Source organism: Niastella sp. sgz303648, assembly GCF_059587045.1.
Genome location: NZ_JCAPSW010000003.1, coordinates 336,410 through 353,460, shown reverse-complemented (window position 1 = coordinate 353,460; position 17,051 = coordinate 336,410). Strand labels below are relative to the sequence as shown.

Here is a 17,051-nt window from a genome sequence, read left to right as displayed (position 1 = left end):
TTGGCAAAAGAAAATCTTATTTTATGTCAATACCTGAGCTTCAAATACAAATTCAAAAACCGCACACGTTTAAACGTTATTTTCAGTTCTGCGTAAATAATAAAGTTGTAGGTGTGCTGAATTTTGAAAAAGCCTTTTGCTATAAAGCCAAAGCCAGTTTCGGAGAATTGACCTGGACGTTTAAAAAAACCGGTTTTTTTAAACAGTTTCTTGAAGTAGATGCACAGCAATCGCCCTATACCAAAAGCCGCATTAAATTATGCTGGGATAACAAGCTCACCTTTACTAGCGATGAACGGAATAACTGGTTTTTAAAACCGGTTGGCTTCTGGAAAAAAAGATGGAACTGGTTCAATGATAAAAATGAACCAGTAATACAACTGAAATCCAACTCATTTTCAAAAAACAATCGCGGCGAGGTACTGCTTCACCAGCCTGTAAACAAAGAATCATTTTTGTTAATATCAATTGCCTGGTTTCAGGTTCTTGTTGCAGAGGATTCAGCACGTGTTTCCGCTACGGCCTGATACTTTTTTTACTGTAACTACCCATCTGCTGTAACATAATCAATACAAGTGAAATTTTAAGTAATTTCACTAAAACGATTTGTTATGCCAACCCGTCGCGATTTTATTCGGCAAACTTCTGTGCTTACCGCCGGTTTACTCATCAACAAGGAAGAATGGTTTAAAGAACAACAAAAAATTGGGCTGCAATTATACACCCTGCGCAACGAAATGGGCAAAGATGCCAAAGGCACTTTGGCAAAAGTGGCTGCACAAGGCTATAAAACTGTTGAAACCTTTGGCTATGCCGATGGCAAATGGTTTGGTTTGAATGCGGCCGAACTGATTGCCACGCTAAAAACAAACGGTTTAACATCCCCCAGCGGACATACATTTCCCGCTAGTATATTTTTACAAAACGGCTGGGAAGATAAATGGAAAACCGCTGTGGATGATGCCAAAGCCATAGGACAGCAGTTTATTGTTATTCCCTGGCTCGAAGAACAATACCGTAACAAAGCCGATAATTTTAAAAAAGTGGCTGCCGGACTAAACAAGGCCGGTGAAATTTGTAAAAAAGCCGGTATGAAGCTGGCTTATCATAACCACGATTTTGAATTTGCCAATGTAGAAGGTAAAACAGGCTTTGATATTTATTTAAAAGAAACAGATCCCAAACTGGTGTTTTTTGAATTGGATATTTACTGGGCTTCCAAAGCCGGCAAAGATCCCATTGCCCTGTTTACAAAATATCCCGGTCGCTTTGCCATGTGGCACGTGAAAGACATGGACAACACGCCCAAAAAGTTTTTTACCGAAGTAGGCAGCGGTGTTATCAATTACAAAAAGATATTCAATTACGCCAAACAAAGCGGCATGAAGTACTTCTTTGTTGAGCAGGATGTGTGCCCCGGTCCACCGCTTGAAAGCACGGCTAAAAGTATTGCATACCTGAAGAAGAATATCATTAAGTAGTCCGAAAGACCGAAAGTCCGGAAGTCCGAAAGACAGACAGTAGAGTGGATGCGTTTTTCTTTCTGACTTTACTGACTTCCGGACTTTCCGACTTATTTCATAACCTTATAACTATTAAACATGATCCATCGAAGAAAATTTCTGCAAAACGCCGGTATGTTGCTTGCAGGGGGAACTGTTTTATCGTCGCTCGACAATAAAGCCTTTGCCATATTTAAAAACCGCCTGGCCCCATCCGATCAGTTAAACGTGGCCGCTATAGGTATAAATGGCATGGGATGGGTTGATTTAACAGCCGCCTTAAAAGTGCCTGGCGTAAATGTAACTGCCTTGTGCGATGTAGATAAGAACGTTCTTGATAAAAGAATGAGCGAGCTGGCAAAAATGAATATCGATACTTCGAAGGTAAAAACATACAATGATTACCGTAAGCTGCTTGAGCAAAAAGATATTGATTTTGTGATTATCGGTACCCCCGATCACTGGCATGCTTTGCAAATGATACATGCCTGCGAAGCGGGCAAAGATGTGTATGTTGAAAAGCCGGTTGGCAATTCAATTGTTGAATGCCGTATCATGGTGGCAGCCCAGCAACGATATAACAAAGTTGTGCAGGCCGGTCAGTGGCAACGGAGCCAGCAGCATTTTAAAGATGCGGTAGATTACGTTCAAGGTGGTCAGCTGGGCATGATCAGAACCGTAAAGGTTTGGTGTTATCAGGGATGGATGCGCCCCGAACCGGTAGTGCCCGACAGCAATCCGCCTGCCGGTGTTGACTATGCGATGTGGCTGGGCCCGGCCCCCATACGGTCTTTTAATGCCAGCCGTTTTCATTTTAATTTCAGGTGGTTTTGGGACTATGCCGGTGGTTTAATGACCGACTGGGGCGTGCACCTGCTCGATTATGCGCTGTTGGGTATGAAGGCCGATGTGCCTAAATCAATTGCTGCCCTCGGTGGCAAATTCGCCTATCCCGATCTGGCGCAGGAAACACCCGATACTTTGACAACCCTTTACGAGTTCGACAAATTCAACCTGGTATGGGATTCGGCCATGGGCATCGACAATGGTTCGTATGGAAAAAATCACGGCATTGCATTTATTGGCAATAACGGAACGCTGGTGCTATACCGTGGCGGATGGGAAGTATTGGAAGAACCACAAAGTAAAAATAAAGCAAGCAAGGCCTTTGCAAAACCGGTCGACAATGGTTTGCAGAAGCATATGCAGAATTTTATCGATGTGGTGAAGTCGCGAAAAACCGATGAGCTGCGCTGCTCTATACAGGCAGGCGCGCATGTGGCAACGGTGGCGCAAATGGGAAACATTTCGTTCAGAAGCGGCCAACGGTTGGTGTGGGATAAAGAAGCGGGTAAGTTTACCGATGATAAAGTGAATGAGCAGTATCTGATGAAGCAGTATAATAATGGATATGTGTTGCCGAAAATTTAGATGGTTGAATGGCTGAATTGTTTGATGGTTGGGCTGTTGAATTTTAAGCCTGCCTGAATATTGGCAGCCTGTATAAATTTCAGAGTCAATAACAATCAAACAATTCAGCCATCAAACAATTTATAAGGTCTTAATCTTAATATTCCTGTACCACACCGAATTGCCATGGTCCTGCAGAGCAATTCTTCCTTTTTTATAGGTGCCGAAACCAGGCCATTGTTTGAATTTGCTGGCGGCTATCATTTTTTTCCAGTTATCATCCCACATAGTAGTGCTGAGCACTTTGGTGCCGTTGAGATGAAATTCGAGCGATCCTTTGTTTGATATTACTTCAACCTGGTTCCATTGGCCCGCCGGCTTAACTGTTTCCGGTGCGCTGGTAATAAGATCGTACAGATCTCCGGCACGGTGCTTAATAATTTTAGCATCGGGGTGCCTTTCATTATCTAACACCTGCATTTCGGGTCCCGTATGATAAGTTTCCTGAAATTTAGGTCCTTCCTGCACATAAAACATAATGCCACTGTTACCACCCGGATCAATTTTCCATTCAAGCTTCAGGTCAAAATTTTCATACTCATCATTGGTAACAAGGTCGCCGCCACCGGTAATTTTGCCATCTTTTTTGTTGGTAGTATCAAGGTGCAGTTGTGCATCGGTTACCTGCCAGGCCGAGCCGTCGGTTTTGTTATTAAATACATGGAAATTGCCTTTCGAAGCACCATCGAACAACAATTGCCATCCGGCATTTTTTTCAGCATCGGATAACCGATTGGTAGTATCAACAGGTGTTGCTGCCATGGTATCTTTTTTTGTAGTGTCGGTTTCGGCTGGTTTTGTGTTGGTGTTCGACTGGCAGCCACCAATAGCAGCAGCCAGTACTAATACAGCAAAAGTTAGGCGCATACGATTTTAGTTGATTTTAAAATGAAGTAACTAAAGGTAAAAATTATTGTGACTGTTATGGTTATTAATTAATGTGCTACAAGTACGATTTTGTTATGCAACTGTTATTCCACATATGTTGGGTTGTAAAGCACAAAGGGTGGGCCACCTTTTGTGCAGATGACCCACCCTTTGCCGTAAGCCTGTAAAGGCAATATGCATTTATAATTTTCTGATCTTAATATTTCTGAACGCAACCCCATTGCCATGGTCTTGTAAGGCGATTTTACCTTTGTGAAATTTTCCAAAATCGGCCCATTGTTTAAACTTGCTGCTGGCAACTAAATTATTCCAGTTATCATTCCACATAGTTGTTGCAACAACTTTTTTACCGTTTTGATATAATTCAAGCGAACCATTATTAACGATCATCTCTATCTGATTCCATTGTCCCCAGTCATTGGCGTTTTGAGGATCGGCTGCAATCAGGTCGTACAAATCACCGGCACGATGTTTATTGATCTTTGCATCATGATGACCATTGTTATCGATGATCTGCATTTCGGGCCCGGTTAAATAGGATGCACCATATTTAGGATCTTCCTGTGTTAAAAAAATGATACCGCTGTTACCGGCCGAATCAATTTTCCATTCAAGCTTCAGGTCATAATTTTCATATGTTTCATTGGTAACCAGATCACCTCCGCCGCCACCTTTTTGTTTGGCAACAGGATCAAGATACAGAATGCCGGCATTCACCGTCCAGGCGCCGCCATCTGATTTGCTATTGTAAATATGCCAGCCGTTTTTCGAAGTGCCATCGAATAATAACTGCCAGCCTTCTTTCTTTTCCTTTTCGCTTAATGTGTTTAATGAGCTGGTTGTTTTGGTTGCTGTAGCACAGGCCATCAACACAACCGGGAATAAGGCGATGAATGTTTTTTTCATAAGTACATCAAAAAAATTACCCTGCCGGTGGTGGCAGGGTAACAGCAACTTATTTATTTTTTAACGAAAGAATATAGCGAACCATTTCTTTAGCACTATCAAGGCTAAGCGTTGGGTGCGGGGTCATAGGCACTGTGCCCCAGTTGCCTGAGCCGCCGGCAATCACTTTATGAGCAAGCGTATCAATATTTGCTTCTGTTGCTTCGTATTTTTTAGATACATCGGTATAAGCAGGACCGATGTTCTTTTCGCCGATCTTATGGCAGGTAGTACAATCGAGCGCGCCGATCATTTCCAGTCCTTTTTCATCGGCGCTGGCAACAGGGCCACCGGCAGCTGCCTTGCTGCTGGTATCGGCCGCTTTTTCGGCACCTTTGTTATCAGAAGAGTTACAGGCTACCATTGCAGTGCAAAAAGCAGCGAAGACGAATATTTTCTTCATCGAAACAAAATTTTAGTTCAGGAATTGTGCAAGATACTTGTTTAGCTGATTATATTATTGCAAACCCAATATCGACCGGTTAAATTTTTCATCACTGCCTGTACCTGCAAAGTCATCGAATGCTTTTTCAGTTACCCGAATAATGTGGTCTTTAATAAAAACTGCGCCCTCGGCTGCGCCGTCTTCGGGGTGTTTTATACAACATTCCCATTCCAGCACGGCCCACCCCGCATAATCGTATGCCGTTAGTTTACTAAAGATCGATTTAAAATCTACCTGACCATCGCCCAGCGATCTGAAACGGCCTGCCCGGTCGATCCAGCTTTGATAGCCACCATACACACCCTGTTTACCGGTGGGGTTAAACTCTGCATCTTTTACGTGAAACATACGAATGCGTTCGTGGTAGTTGTCGATATATTCGAGATAATTGAGGCATTGTAACACAAAGTGCGATGGGTCGTACAACAGGCAGGCCCGTGCATGGTTATTGGTATGTTGTAAAAACATCTCGTATGAAATACCGTCGTGTATATCTTCACCCGGATGCACTTCGTAACAAACATCCACACCGCATTCATCAAAGTAATTCAATATAGGCAGCCAGCGGTTGGCCAGTTCTTTGAAGCCTGTTTCAACAAGTCCGGCTGGTCGTTGTGGCCAGGGATAAACAGTTGGCCATAGCAATGCGCCGCTAAAAGTGGCATGAGCATTCAGTCCCAGGTTTTGTGAGGCTTTGGCGGCATATTTTAATTGTTGCACAGCCCATTCGGTGCGGGCTTTTGGATTGTTACGGTATGCTTCGGGTGCAAAGCTATCAAATAAAGCGTCATAGGCAGGGTGAACTGCTACCAGTTGTCCCTGCAAATGCGTTGACAGTTCCGTTATTTCAAGTCCGCATTCTTTTACGATGCCTTTAATTTCATCTGCATAGGTTTTGCTTTCAGCGGCCTTTTGCAGATCAATACAACGGCTGTCCCACGAAGGTATTTGCACACCTGCAAAGCCAAGGCTTTTTGCCCACTGGCAAATTGATTTCAGTGAGTTGAACGGTGCCTGATCGCCCATAAACTGAGCTAAAAAAATTCCGGGTCCTTTTATTGTTCGCATGTGTGATTTGGAATTTGGTATTTGAAATTTGGTGCGTTTAATTACACTTCAAACAAAGTCCACTTTTCTTTACTGGTGCTGCTCTTTACAACGTTATCGATAAATGCCATACCACGAACACCTTCATCAACCCGTGGGAAATCGAGCATTTCTTTGGAAGGTTCTTCTCCATTGATATGTGCCGATAATGTAAGAGCAAAATTGCGGTAAATATTACCAAATGCTTCGAGGTAACCTTCGGGATGCCCGCCAGGTGTGCGGCAGTTATGGGTAGCGAAGCTCGATAACAGGTTGGTGTAATTGCCGCCGGCGCGCAATATTTGTGTGGGCTGATCGAGCCATTTTACAATAAGTGTATTGGGTTCCATTTGCGCCCATTCAATGCCGCCTCTTTCGCCGTATACACGAATCTTTAATGCATTTTCTTCACCGGCTGCTACCTGCGATGCCATCAGCACTCCTGCGGCACCGTTATCGAACTTTAATAACACATTACCATCGTCGTCGAGTGCGCGGCCTTCTACCATAATATTCAGATCGGCGCAAAGATGGGTGATCTTTAATCCGGTGATATATTCGCTGAGGTGTGCAGCGTGTGTACCAATATCGCCCATGCAACCGCTTTTGCCCGAACGTTTGGGATCGGTTCTCCAGGCGGCCTGTGCGTTGCCTTCGCGTTCACTAAGTTTGCTCAGCCATCCCTGCGGATATTCAACATATACTTTTCTAATCTTTCCCAATGCGCCGTTTTGCACCATATAGCGTGCCTGCTTTACCATCGGGTAACCCGAATAGGTATGTGTAAGACATAACAGCAAACCGGTTTCCTGTACTTTCTTTTGAAGTTGTTTAGCTTCATCCAATGTGAAGGTCATGGGCTTTTCTATCACTACATGAAAGCCGTGATCGAGCGCCATCATAGCCGGAGCAAAGTGCGCAAAGTTGGGTGTAACGATCGTTACAAAATCCATACGTTTATCGGCTGCTAAACTACTTTCAGCCTTAATCATATCTTCGTAATTCGTATATGTGCGATCGTCGGGAAGAAATAACATTTTGCCTGATTCCTTTGCTACATTGGGATGATGACTTAATGCGCCGCAGCTTAATTCAATAAGACCATCCATGTTGGCAGCAATGCGGTGAATAGCGCCGATAAAGGCATCTTTGCCTCCACCAACCATTCCCATTCGTAATTTTCTGTTCATGAAAAAGAGATTAGAAAAAAGTGAAAAAGGATTTGTTTTAAAATAAAAAATTACATTTACATGCTTATTTGAGTCTAACGAATTTACATTAGTGTTTGATAAAGTTACGGTGGTTCGATAAAAACTTTAAAAATTATCAATTAGGAACCATTTATTAACCAAAAGATTTCTTGCCATGCAACAACCAACCATTCACCGTGGGCAACTGTTTTGGGCCAGTTGTTTAGCCCTGTTAGTTACATCTTTATCCTTTGGCATTCGTGCCGGCATATTAAATCAGTTGGGTGAAAATTTTCACCTGAGTGCTTCACAACTGGGAACCATTGCTGCAACAGCTTTCTGGGGTTTTCCGCTGGCTGTTATTATCGGCGGAATGATCGTTGATATTATCGGCATGAAAAAATTGTTGCTGCTCGCTTGTTTATTTCACATGAGCGGCATTTTATTAACGGTTTTTGCCACCGGTTACTGGACTTTATTTTTATCAACTCTTTTAATTGGTATTGCCAATGGCACCGTAGAGGCTGCCTGTAATCCGTTGGTGGCAGCTATATTCCCCGATAACAAAACCACCAAACTGAACCATTTTCATTTGTGGTTTCCCGGAGGCATTGTGCTGGGTACATTAATTGTATTTGCTTATAACAAAGCAGGAATTGGCAAAATTGCCGGCCTTGAGCCATGGCAGGTACAGGTAGCAGTAATGCTTATTCCTACACTTATTTACGGCTACCTTGTTTCTAAGCAAACATTCCCGGTTACCGAACGGGTGGCTGCAGGCGTTTCAACAGGCGAAATGTACCGCTCGTTATTAAGCCCGCTATTTATTTTTATGATCATTTGCATGTTTGGTACAGCTATTACCGAATTGTTTACCGGGCAATGGATCGATGTGTTGTTAAAAAATGTAACAGATAATGCCTTATTGATCCTTACTTTGGAAACGGGTGTAATGGTGGTGGGAAGAGGTTTGGCAGAGCCCGTTGTACACCGGTTATCGCCTCAGGGTGTACTGCTTATTTCAGCCATATTATCGGCATTGGGTATTTACTTGTTGGGTCATACAACAGGCAATATGATTTTTGCAGGAGCTCTGGTATTTGGAATGGGCGTTTGTTATTTCTGGCCTACCATGCTGGGATTTGTTTCGGAAAACCTGCCTAAAACAGGCGCTGTAGGTTTGAACCTTATGGGAGGCGCCGGCATGTTCGCCGTATCGGTTTACATGATGTTTATGGGTGGCCATTACGATAAATTACTGGGCGAAAAATTACCATCAGGGGCCGATTTGAAATTGTACAGTGATGCGCCTGCAGGAAGTGAAATGGCCAATGCACTGGCCGAAGCTAAAAAAGCCGCAGGTCCTGAAATTTTAAATACCACATTAATGATACCTATTGCATTGGTACTTGCCTTCACCGGTTTGGTGATTTATATGAGGGGGCGAAAGAAAGCCGGGATGCTAACACCTGTAAGTGCATAAGAGATTCTTAACGTTTTGTGATATTTTAACATTAACGGTTTTACATTTAATTGATATTGTTTGAACATTTAGTAAATTTCAATCCCAACTTTAACAACATGGCTAATCAATCCCGAAGAGTTGCCATTAAAAATCTGGTTGCCGGCACCGCAGCCATTGGTACCGCCAACATGCTTTCGTCTTTTACAACCACCGAGGAAATTAAAACGAATACCTTGAAAGGAAATATCAACCACTCTGTTTGTCGCTGGTGTTACGATTCTATACCACTCGAAGAATTTTGTGCTGCAGTAAAAAAGATCGGCATTGGCGCTATTGATCTTGTGGGGCCTAAAGACTGGCCTGTATTACAGAAGTACGGCCTTTATTCTTCTATGTGCAATGGCGCCGAACTGAACCTGGTAGATGGATGGAACGATAAAAAATTCCATGACAAGCTGATAAAAAATTATACTGAAATGATTCCGCTGGTAGCCAAAGCAGGATACAAAAACCTGATTTGTTTCAGCGGCAACCGGCGTGGTATAGACGATGAAACAGGATGGAACAACTGTGTCGAAGGTTTAAAACAAATCATGGGTTTAGCCGAAAAAAATAAGGTGATGGTCGTAATGGAACTGTTGAACAGCAAGGTGAACCATAAAGATTACCAGTGCGATAAAACACCCTGGGGCGTTGAACTGGTAAAGCGGGTTGGATCAGAAAACTTCAAATTGCTGTACGACATTTATCATATGCAGATAGATGAAGGCGATGTGATAAGAACTATAAAAGATAATCATCAGTATATAACACATTACCATACCGGCGGTGTTCCGGGCAGAAATGAAATTGATGAAACGCAGGAACTGTATTACCCGGCGATCATGAAGGCGATTGTAGATACAGGCTTTAAAGGCTATGTTGCCCAGGAGTTCATTCCGGCGCGCAAAACCAATGAAGAACGGCTGGTTTCGCTTGAAAAAGCGGTGAAAATTTGTGATGTATAAGCAGTGTGTAATTGCGGTTAAAAGTTCTGATTTTTTTAAGGGGTTAAGCGTAGTTAATCGACTATCAGAATTATAGAATGGTGCAGTGTTTATATTGACCATTCACTCTTGACCATTCAATTTTTAAAACAATGAATCATGGCAGAAAATGTTTATGATGCTATAGTAGTTGGTTCGGGTATTAGCGGAGGATGGGCTGCAAAGGAATTAACTGAAAAAGGATTAAAAGTGCTGTTGCTCGAGCGGGGTGAAGATATAAAACATGTAACGGGTTACACCAATACCAATAAAGATCCATGGGAGTTTCCGCATCGTGGCGGTAAAACCCAGCAAATGATTAAAGAGTATCCCGTGTTGAACAGGGATTACCCGTTAAACGAAACGAACCTCAACTTCTGGACAAATGAAAAAGATTGTCCGTATACCGAAACCAAACGGTTCGACTGGTTTCGCGGCTATCATGTAGGCGGCCGTTCGCTGATGTGGGGCCGGCAAAGCTACCGGTGGAGTGATCTGGATTTTGAAGCCAATGCAAAAGATGGTCACGGTGTTGACTGGCCTGTCAGGTATAAAGAAATTGCACCCTGGTACGATTATGTTGAAAAATTCGCAGGCATCAGCGGTACCAAAGAAGGACTACCTCACCTGCCCGACGGGCAATTTCAACCGGGCATGGAATTAAACTGCGTTGAAAAAGATGTGGCTGCCCGTTTAAAAGATTATTACAAAGGACAACGGCACCTGTTCATTGGCCGTGTTGCTAATATTACTCAACCGCTTCCAGGCCGCACCAAATGCCAGTTCCGCAATAAATGCTGGCTCGGCTGTCCGTTTGGTGGCTATTTCAGCACACAATCATCTACATTACCGGCTGCATTGGCAACCGGTAATCTTACACTACGTCCGTTTTCGATTGTTACCAAAGTATTGTACGATAAAGACAAGAAGAAAGCAACCGGTGTTGAAGTAATGGATGCACAGGAAAATAAAACCTATGAATTTAAGTCGAAGCTGGTTTTTCTGTGCGCGTCGGCATTTAATAGTTCGTGGGTGTTGTTAAATTCTGCCTCCGATGTATGGCCCGAAGGGTTGGGTAGCAGCAGTGGTGAACTGGGGCATAATGTAATGGACCATCATTTCAGGGTAGGCGCCGAAGGCGTAGCAGAAGGCTATGATGATAAATACTACTTCGGACGCAGACCAACCGGTTTTTACATTCCCCGTTTTAGAAATGTAATGAGCGATAAAAGAGATTATGTGCGTGGCTTTGGCTATCAGGGAGCAGCCAGCCGCCAGGGCTGGAACCGGCAGATTGCCGAACTGGGTATTGGCGCCGAATTGAAAAACGCCTTAACTGAACCAGGCCCCTGGACAATGGGCATGACCGCTTTTGGTGAAATATTGCCTTACCACGAAAACAAAATATCGCTCGATAAAAACAAAAAAGATAAATGGGGTTTACCCGTGCTGGCCATAGATTGTGAGATAAAGGATAATGAAATGAAGATGCGCACAGATATGAAAAATGATGCCGTTGAAATGTTGCAAGCTGCTGGTTTGAAAGATGTGAAGCCCACGGAAACCAATTATTACATGGGCATGGGCATTCATGAAATGGGTACAGCACGTATGGGTAAAGATCGCAAAACATCGGTGCTCAATGCACACAACCAGGTATGGGATGCACCGAATGTTTTTGTTACAGATGGCGCCTGCATGACATCGGCTTCATGTGTAAATCCTTCTCTTACTTACATGGCATTAACAGCCCGGGCTGCTGATTTTGCTGTAAATGAACTGAAAAAAGGAAACCTTTAAATACAAATGTGCTAATGTGCCAATATGCTAATTTGCTAATATTAGTACTGAACCGAAAAAATTAATCAAATTAGCACATTAGCATATTAGTAAATTATCAAATTGATTCAATGGGAGATTCGTTAAACGTACACCTTAATAACAAAGCAACCGTACAAAATACCTTTGATGCTATTGTGGTAGGGTCGGGCATTAGTGGCGGCTGGGCAGCCAAAGAGTTGTGCGAAAAAGGATTGAAAACATTGGTGCTTGAAAGAGGAAGAAACGTTGAGCACATAAAAGATTATAAAGGAACCGAGAAGGATATTTGGGAACTGCCCCACCGGTTAAAAACCACAGAAGAAGACAAAAAGAACAGTCCTATTCAAAGTAAGTGTTATGCTTTTGATGAAGTATCGAAAAAGTTCTTTGTAAACGATGTTGAAAATCCATACAATCAGGTAAAGCCGTTCGACTGGATCCGCGGCTACCATGTGGGCGGCCGCTCATTGATGTGGGGCCGGCAAAGTTACCGGTGGAGCGATATAGATTTTGAAGCGAATGCCAAAGACGGTCATGGTGTTGACTGGCCCATTCGATATAAAGACCTGGCGCCCTGGTACAGTTACGTTGAAAAGTTTGCCGGTATCAATGGCTCAAAAGATGGCTTGCCGCAATTGCCCGACGGAGAATTTTTGCCTCCGATGGAAATGAATTGCCTCGAAAAGCATGTTGCGGCACGCATTAAAGAAAGCTTTGCCGACCGGGTAATGATCATTGGCCGTTCGGCCAATCACACACAAAGAGTGGGCGACCGCGGTCCCTGTCAGTACCGTAACAAATGCCATCAGGGCTGTCCGTTTGGTGGGTATTTTAGCAGTAACTCTGCAACCTTACCAGCCGCGAAGGCAACAGGTAATTATACTTTACGGCCCGATTCAATAGTGCTCGACATATTATACGATAAAGATAAAAAAAGAGCAACCGGCGTACGCATACTTGATGCCGTTACCATGAAAACCGAGGAGTATTATGCAAAAGTGATCTTTCTGAACGCTTCAACCCTGGGAACGGCGCACATATTGTTGCATTCAGTTTCGGATGCTTTTCCGAACGGATTTGGCAACAGCAGCGGCCAGATAGGACACAATCTGATGGACCATCATTATGGCGTAGGCGCGGATGGTATATTCGAGGGGTTTGCCGATGAGTATTACTATGGCAGAAGACCCAACGGTATTTATATTCCGCGGTTCAGGAACATCAGTGAAAAAACAAAGCGAAACGATTATGTGCGCGGTTTTGGTTATCAGGGTGGCGCAAGCCGTGGAAGACACGGTTCAGCAGATGGAATTGGCGTTGAGCTGAAACAACAATTAACAGAAGCCGGTAACTGGAGGTTTGGAATTGGTGCCTGGGGTGAGCATTTACCTTATTATGAGAATAAAGTAACTTTAAATAAAGACAAGAAGGATAAATGGGGCCTGCCAACGCTCGACATCGATTGTGAGTTTAAGGAAAATGAAAAAACAATGCGTAAAGATATGATGGCAAGTGCAGCTGAGATGCTCGAAAAAGCAGGATTAAAGAATGTCGAAACGTATGATGAAGACCTGGCGCCCGGCTTTTGTATTCACGAAATGGGTACAGCCCGCATGGGGAAAAACCCTAAAACATCGGTGTTAAATGGCTTTAACCAGATGCACGATGTAAAGAACGTGTTTATAAGTGATGGCGCCTGCATGGCTTCGTCGGCTTGCCAGAACCCGTCGCTTACATACATGGCGCTTACGGCAAGGGCTGCCGACTATGCAGTGAGCGAGTTGAAGAAAGGAAATATTTAAACTCAATGTGCTAATTGAGCTAATGTGCTGATTTGCTAATGCATGACACGTATAATTAGCACATTATCAAATTATCGAATTGTCAAATTAATTTTTATGAATAGAAGAGACGCATTATCCCGTGTTGCGTTATTGCTGGGTGGAACCGTGATAGGGGCAGAGTTTTTTTTGAATGGTTGTACCACAGCCGATAAAAAAGTTGGCCAGTCGCTCGACTTTACACCGGATGATATTGCCTACCTCAACGAAGTGGCAGAAACGATAATTCCTGCTACCGATACACCGGGCGCCAAAGCAGCTCAGGTAGGTACGTTCATGACCGTTATGGTAAAGGATTGTTACGACGAAAAAAATCAGAAGATATTTCTCGAAGGAATGACAAAGCTGAACGAAGCCAGCAAAAATAAATTCAACGGCAGTGGGTTCATGAAAATAACTCCTGAACAACGTAAAGAACTCTTGACTGAACTGGATAAAGAACAGAAGGAGTATGCGAAAAATAAAAAGAAAGACGACGACGCCCATTACTTTACCCAAATGAAGCAGTTAACCTTATTGGGTTACTTTACTTCAAAACCGGGCGCCACCGAAGCATTGCGTTATGTGGCGGTGCCGGGCCGGTTCGACGCCTGTATTCCTTATAAAAAAGGCGATAAAGCCTGGGCTCTGTAAATATTGAATGTCGAATTATGAATAATGAATGTTGAAGTTGCATTCACTTCGAAGTTCATAATTGGATATTCTTCGGTTCAATATTTTGAATAGAAACTGATAATCACTCAACCATACACATGTATAATAGAAGAGATTTCCTTAAAACAACCGGTACACTTGCTTCAGGGTTACTCATTGCACGGTCGGCTTTTTCAATGGATGAGCCTTTTTCATCCAATGCAGCCATTAAAAATTTTGGCCTTCAGCTGTACTCTTTGCGCGAAGATTTGCCAAAAGACCCGAAGGGTGTTTTAAAACAGGTGGCATCTTTTGGTTATAAACAGGTAGAAAGTTTTGAAGGTAAGCAAGGCATGTTCTGGGGTATGACCAATAAGGAATTTAAAACGTATATGGATGAGCTTGGAATGAGCATTATTTCGAGTCATTGCAACATTAATACTGATTTTGAAACAAAAGCAGCGCAGGCAGGTGAAATTGGAATGAAGTATTTGATTTGCCCCTACCTCGGTCCTCAAAAATCAATGGATGATTATAAAAAAGCTGCGGAAAAATTTAATGCCTGCGGCGACATATGCAAAAAGAACGGGTTGCGGTTTGCCTATCACAACCATGGATATAGTTTTAATGCTATAGATGGCGTATTGCCGCAGGATGTGATGATGCAAAATACCGATGCAGCACTGGTAGATTTTCAAATGGATATTTACTGGGTTGTAACGGCAGGCGCTGACCCTATAGCATGGATTAACAAATATCCTGGCCGTTTTAAATTGTGTCATATCAAAGACCGTAAAAAAGGTGCCGATGCAAAAGATACCGATGCTTCGACCGACGTGGGAACCGGTGGTATCGACTTCAAAAAGATTTTAAAAATAGCTTCCGGCAAAGGAATGCAATACTATATAGTTGAGCAGGAACGGTATGATAACAGCACGCCATTAAAAAGTGCAGCCGTTGATGCGGCGTATATGAAGAAATTTAAAATGTAGATATAAGTCGGGAAGTTCGTAAAGTCTGCCCGCCTACTGGCTGATCAGTAAAGTCCGTAAGAAGCTGTGATTAAAGTAGCAGCCTCTTTCGGATTTTGTTTTTTACACAACATGATCCACTCACGGGTTCTTCCGACTTCGTTTTCCTACCTTTAAATAAAACAACATATTATGAGAAAAACGATTTGTTTACTCGCTGCCTTATTCATGTTACAGTTTGCAATAGCCCAGTCAAAAGATGAACAAAGCATTCGAAAAATACTAAACGATCAAATCACAGCGTGGAACAATGGTAACATCGATGAATTTATGAAAGGATACTGGAATAACGACTCTTTAATGTTTATTGGTAAAAGCGGTGTAACATATGGCTATCAGAATACACTAATGAACTATAAGAAACATTACAGCAATGCCGATGAAATGGGCACCCTGTCGTTCGATTTGGTTAAAGTACAGCGCTTATCGCCTGAATATTATTTTATTGTAGGCAAATGGCACTTAAATAGAAAGGTCGGCGATGTGGGCGGCCATTATAACCTGCTGTTCCGTAAAATCAACGGTCAGTGGGTTATTATAGCTGACCATAGCAGTTAGAACAATTGCTGATTTTTTGATTTTGAGATTTCTGGATTTAAATCCCAAAATCTCAATATCCCGAAATCTCAAAATATTAACCTCAAGCCTTAAACCACAAACTATATATTTATGGCTCTTATCATTATCGGGTTTATCATTTTTATTATAGGCCTCGCTGTTACCCGCAGCAATGAAAATAATTTCCGTCGGTTCGCCTCTCCCGTGCGCATCATAGGCCTGATTTTTATTTCAATTGGCATTCTCACATCCTGCATTGTACAGGTAGAGGCCGGTGAAATCGGTGTAAAAAAATTATTCGGTAAAGTGCAGAACGATGTATTAGGCAGCGGTCTGCATTTCATTGACCCACTGCTCAATGTTGAAAAAATGGATGTAAGAACGCAAAACTATACCATGAGCGGCGTGCACGACGAAGGTCAGAAATCGGGCGATGATGCCATCAGGGCATTAACTTCCGATGGACTGGAAGTCGTAATTGATTTAACGGTATTGTATAGGGTATTACCCCAGGATGCACCGCGCATCGTACGCGAAACCGGGCTGGACTATACCGATAAAATTGTTCGCCCTTTAACCCGTACTAAAATTCGTGATAATGCGGTGTACTATGAGGCTGTTGCCCTGTATTCTTCCAAGCGCGATGAATTTCAGCAACGCATTTTTAAAAGCATAGAACTTGATTTTAAAAATCGCGGCCTGGTATTGGAACAATTACTGGTGCGTAATATTACTTTACCGCAGATGGTTAAAAGCGCCATTGAGCAAAAGATCACTGCCGAGCAGGAAGCGCAAAAAATGCAGTTCGTTTTGCAAAAAGAACGGCAGGAAGCCGAACGTAAGCGGGTCGAAGCGCAGGGTATTTCAGATTACCAGCACATCATCAGCGAAAGTTTAACCGACCGCCAATTGCAGTACGAACAAATAAAAGCCATGAAAGACCTGGCCGGATCAACAAACGCCAAAATGGTGATCATGGGCAAAGGCAATACGCCGGTGATCCTTGATGCAAAACAATAAAGTCGAAGTCAGAAGTTGGAGGTCTGAAGTCAGACGATGTTCAGGGTGTGAGTCTTTCCGCCGGAAGGTGTAAAGGCCCACCCTGCGTGGTTTACCGAAGAATTTTTCATGAGTGGAATTAATACAGGGCG

Annotated in this window: 16 protein-coding genes; 11 read left to right on the top strand and 5 right to left on the bottom strand. The window is 43.1% G+C overall.

The window, feature by feature from the left end; translation table 11 throughout:
• Nucleotides 1-23: 23 nt before the first annotated feature.
• From AC59IL_RS10310 to AC59IL_RS10300, 3 genes are all read left to right on the top strand, one after another.
• Nucleotides 24-527 carry a hypothetical protein gene (locus tag AC59IL_RS10310; RefSeq protein WP_496552037.1) on the top strand — a complete coding sequence of 168 codons (504 nt, stop codon included), beginning with the start codon at nt 24-26 and terminating at the stop codon, nt 525-527.
• A gap of 84 nt (nt 528-611) precedes the next feature.
• Complete coding sequence (locus AC59IL_RS10305; protein WP_496552036.1) at nt 612-1,481, top strand: sugar phosphate isomerase/epimerase family protein; 870 nt, start codon at nt 612-614, stop codon at nt 1,479-1,481.
• 120 nt (nt 1,482-1,601) lie between these two features.
• Nucleotides 1,602-2,933 carry a Gfo/Idh/MocA family protein gene (locus AC59IL_RS10300; protein WP_496552035.1) on the top strand — a complete coding sequence of 444 codons (1,332 nt, stop codon included), beginning with the start codon at nt 1,602-1,604 and terminating at the stop codon, nt 2,931-2,933.
• A 120-nt stretch (nt 2,934-3,053) separates the two neighbouring features.
• On the opposite strand, the gene AC59IL_RS10295 is transcribed toward AC59IL_RS10300, so the two are convergent.
• The 5 genes from AC59IL_RS10295 to AC59IL_RS10275 all read right to left on the bottom strand — a co-directional run bounded on the left by AC59IL_RS10295 (nt 3,054) and on the right by AC59IL_RS10275 (nt 7,526).
• Nucleotides 3,054-3,839 carry a 3-keto-disaccharide hydrolase gene (locus tag AC59IL_RS10295; RefSeq protein WP_496552034.1) on the bottom strand — a complete coding sequence of 262 codons (786 nt, stop codon included), beginning with the start codon at nt 3,837-3,839 and terminating at the stop codon, nt 3,054-3,056.
• A gap of 201 nt (nt 3,840-4,040) precedes the next feature.
• Nucleotides 4,041-4,766, bottom strand: coding sequence for a 3-keto-disaccharide hydrolase (locus AC59IL_RS10290; protein WP_496552033.1), 726 nt, complete (start codon nt 4,764-4,766; stop codon nt 4,041-4,043).
• Between the two features lie 49 nt (nt 4,767-4,815).
• Nucleotides 4,816-5,208 (bottom strand): c-type cytochrome, encoded by a 393-nt coding sequence (locus tag AC59IL_RS10285; protein ID WP_496552032.1) that lies wholly within the window; start codon nt 5,206-5,208, stop codon nt 4,816-4,818.
• A 54-nt stretch (nt 5,209-5,262) separates the two neighbouring features.
• The gene (locus AC59IL_RS10280; protein ID WP_496552031.1) at nt 5,263-6,318 is read right to left on the bottom strand and encodes a sugar phosphate isomerase/epimerase family protein; all 1,056 of its coding nucleotides are present in this window, start codon (nt 6,316-6,318) and stop codon (nt 5,263-5,265) included.
• A 41-nt stretch (nt 6,319-6,359) separates the two neighbouring features.
• Nucleotides 6,360-7,526: a Gfo/Idh/MocA family protein gene (locus AC59IL_RS10275; RefSeq protein WP_496552030.1), complete on the bottom strand. Its 1,167-nt coding sequence runs from the start codon at nt 7,524-7,526 to the stop codon at nt 6,360-6,362.
• Nucleotides 7,527-7,701: 175 nt separating this feature from the next.
• Between AC59IL_RS10275 and AC59IL_RS10270 the strand changes: the two genes are divergently transcribed.
• The 8 genes from AC59IL_RS10270 (at nt 7,702) to AC59IL_RS10235 (ending at nt 16,920) form a co-directional block, all read left to right on the top strand.
• On the top strand, nt 7,702-9,009 hold the full coding sequence (locus AC59IL_RS10270; protein WP_496552029.1) for an MFS transporter: 1,308 nt from the start codon (nt 7,702-7,704) through the stop codon (nt 9,007-9,009).
• A gap of 98 nt (nt 9,010-9,107) precedes the next feature.
• A complete protein-coding gene (locus AC59IL_RS10265) occupies nt 9,108-9,998 on the top strand; it encodes a hydroxypyruvate isomerase family protein (RefSeq protein WP_496552028.1) in 891 nt (296 codons plus the stop codon).
• Between the two features lie 138 nt (nt 9,999-10,136).
• Entirely contained in the window at nt 10,137-11,816 is a 1,680-nt protein-coding gene (locus AC59IL_RS10260) for a GMC oxidoreductase (RefSeq protein WP_496552027.1), read from the top strand.
• Nucleotides 11,817-11,926: 110 nt separating this feature from the next.
• Nucleotides 11,927-13,639, top strand: coding sequence for a GMC oxidoreductase (locus AC59IL_RS10255; RefSeq protein ID WP_496552026.1), 1,713 nt, complete (start codon nt 11,927-11,929; stop codon nt 13,637-13,639).
• A gap of 96 nt (nt 13,640-13,735) precedes the next feature.
• Nucleotides 13,736-14,311: a gluconate 2-dehydrogenase subunit 3 family protein gene (locus AC59IL_RS10250; protein ID WP_496552025.1), complete on the top strand. Its 576-nt coding sequence runs from the start codon at nt 13,736-13,738 to the stop codon at nt 14,309-14,311.
• Between the two features lie 119 nt (nt 14,312-14,430).
• Complete coding sequence (locus AC59IL_RS10245) at nt 14,431-15,303, top strand: sugar phosphate isomerase/epimerase family protein (RefSeq protein ID WP_496552024.1); 873 nt, start codon at nt 14,431-14,433, stop codon at nt 15,301-15,303.
• 171 nt (nt 15,304-15,474) lie between these two features.
• Nucleotides 15,475-15,900 carry a YybH family protein gene (locus tag AC59IL_RS10240; protein WP_496552023.1) on the top strand — a complete coding sequence of 142 codons (426 nt, stop codon included), beginning with the start codon at nt 15,475-15,477 and terminating at the stop codon, nt 15,898-15,900.
• 204 nt (nt 15,901-16,104) lie between these two features.
• Nucleotides 16,105-16,920: a prohibitin family protein gene (locus AC59IL_RS10235; RefSeq protein WP_496552022.1), complete on the top strand. Its 816-nt coding sequence runs from the start codon at nt 16,105-16,107 to the stop codon at nt 16,918-16,920.
• Nucleotides 16,921-17,051: the final 131 nt, after the last annotated feature.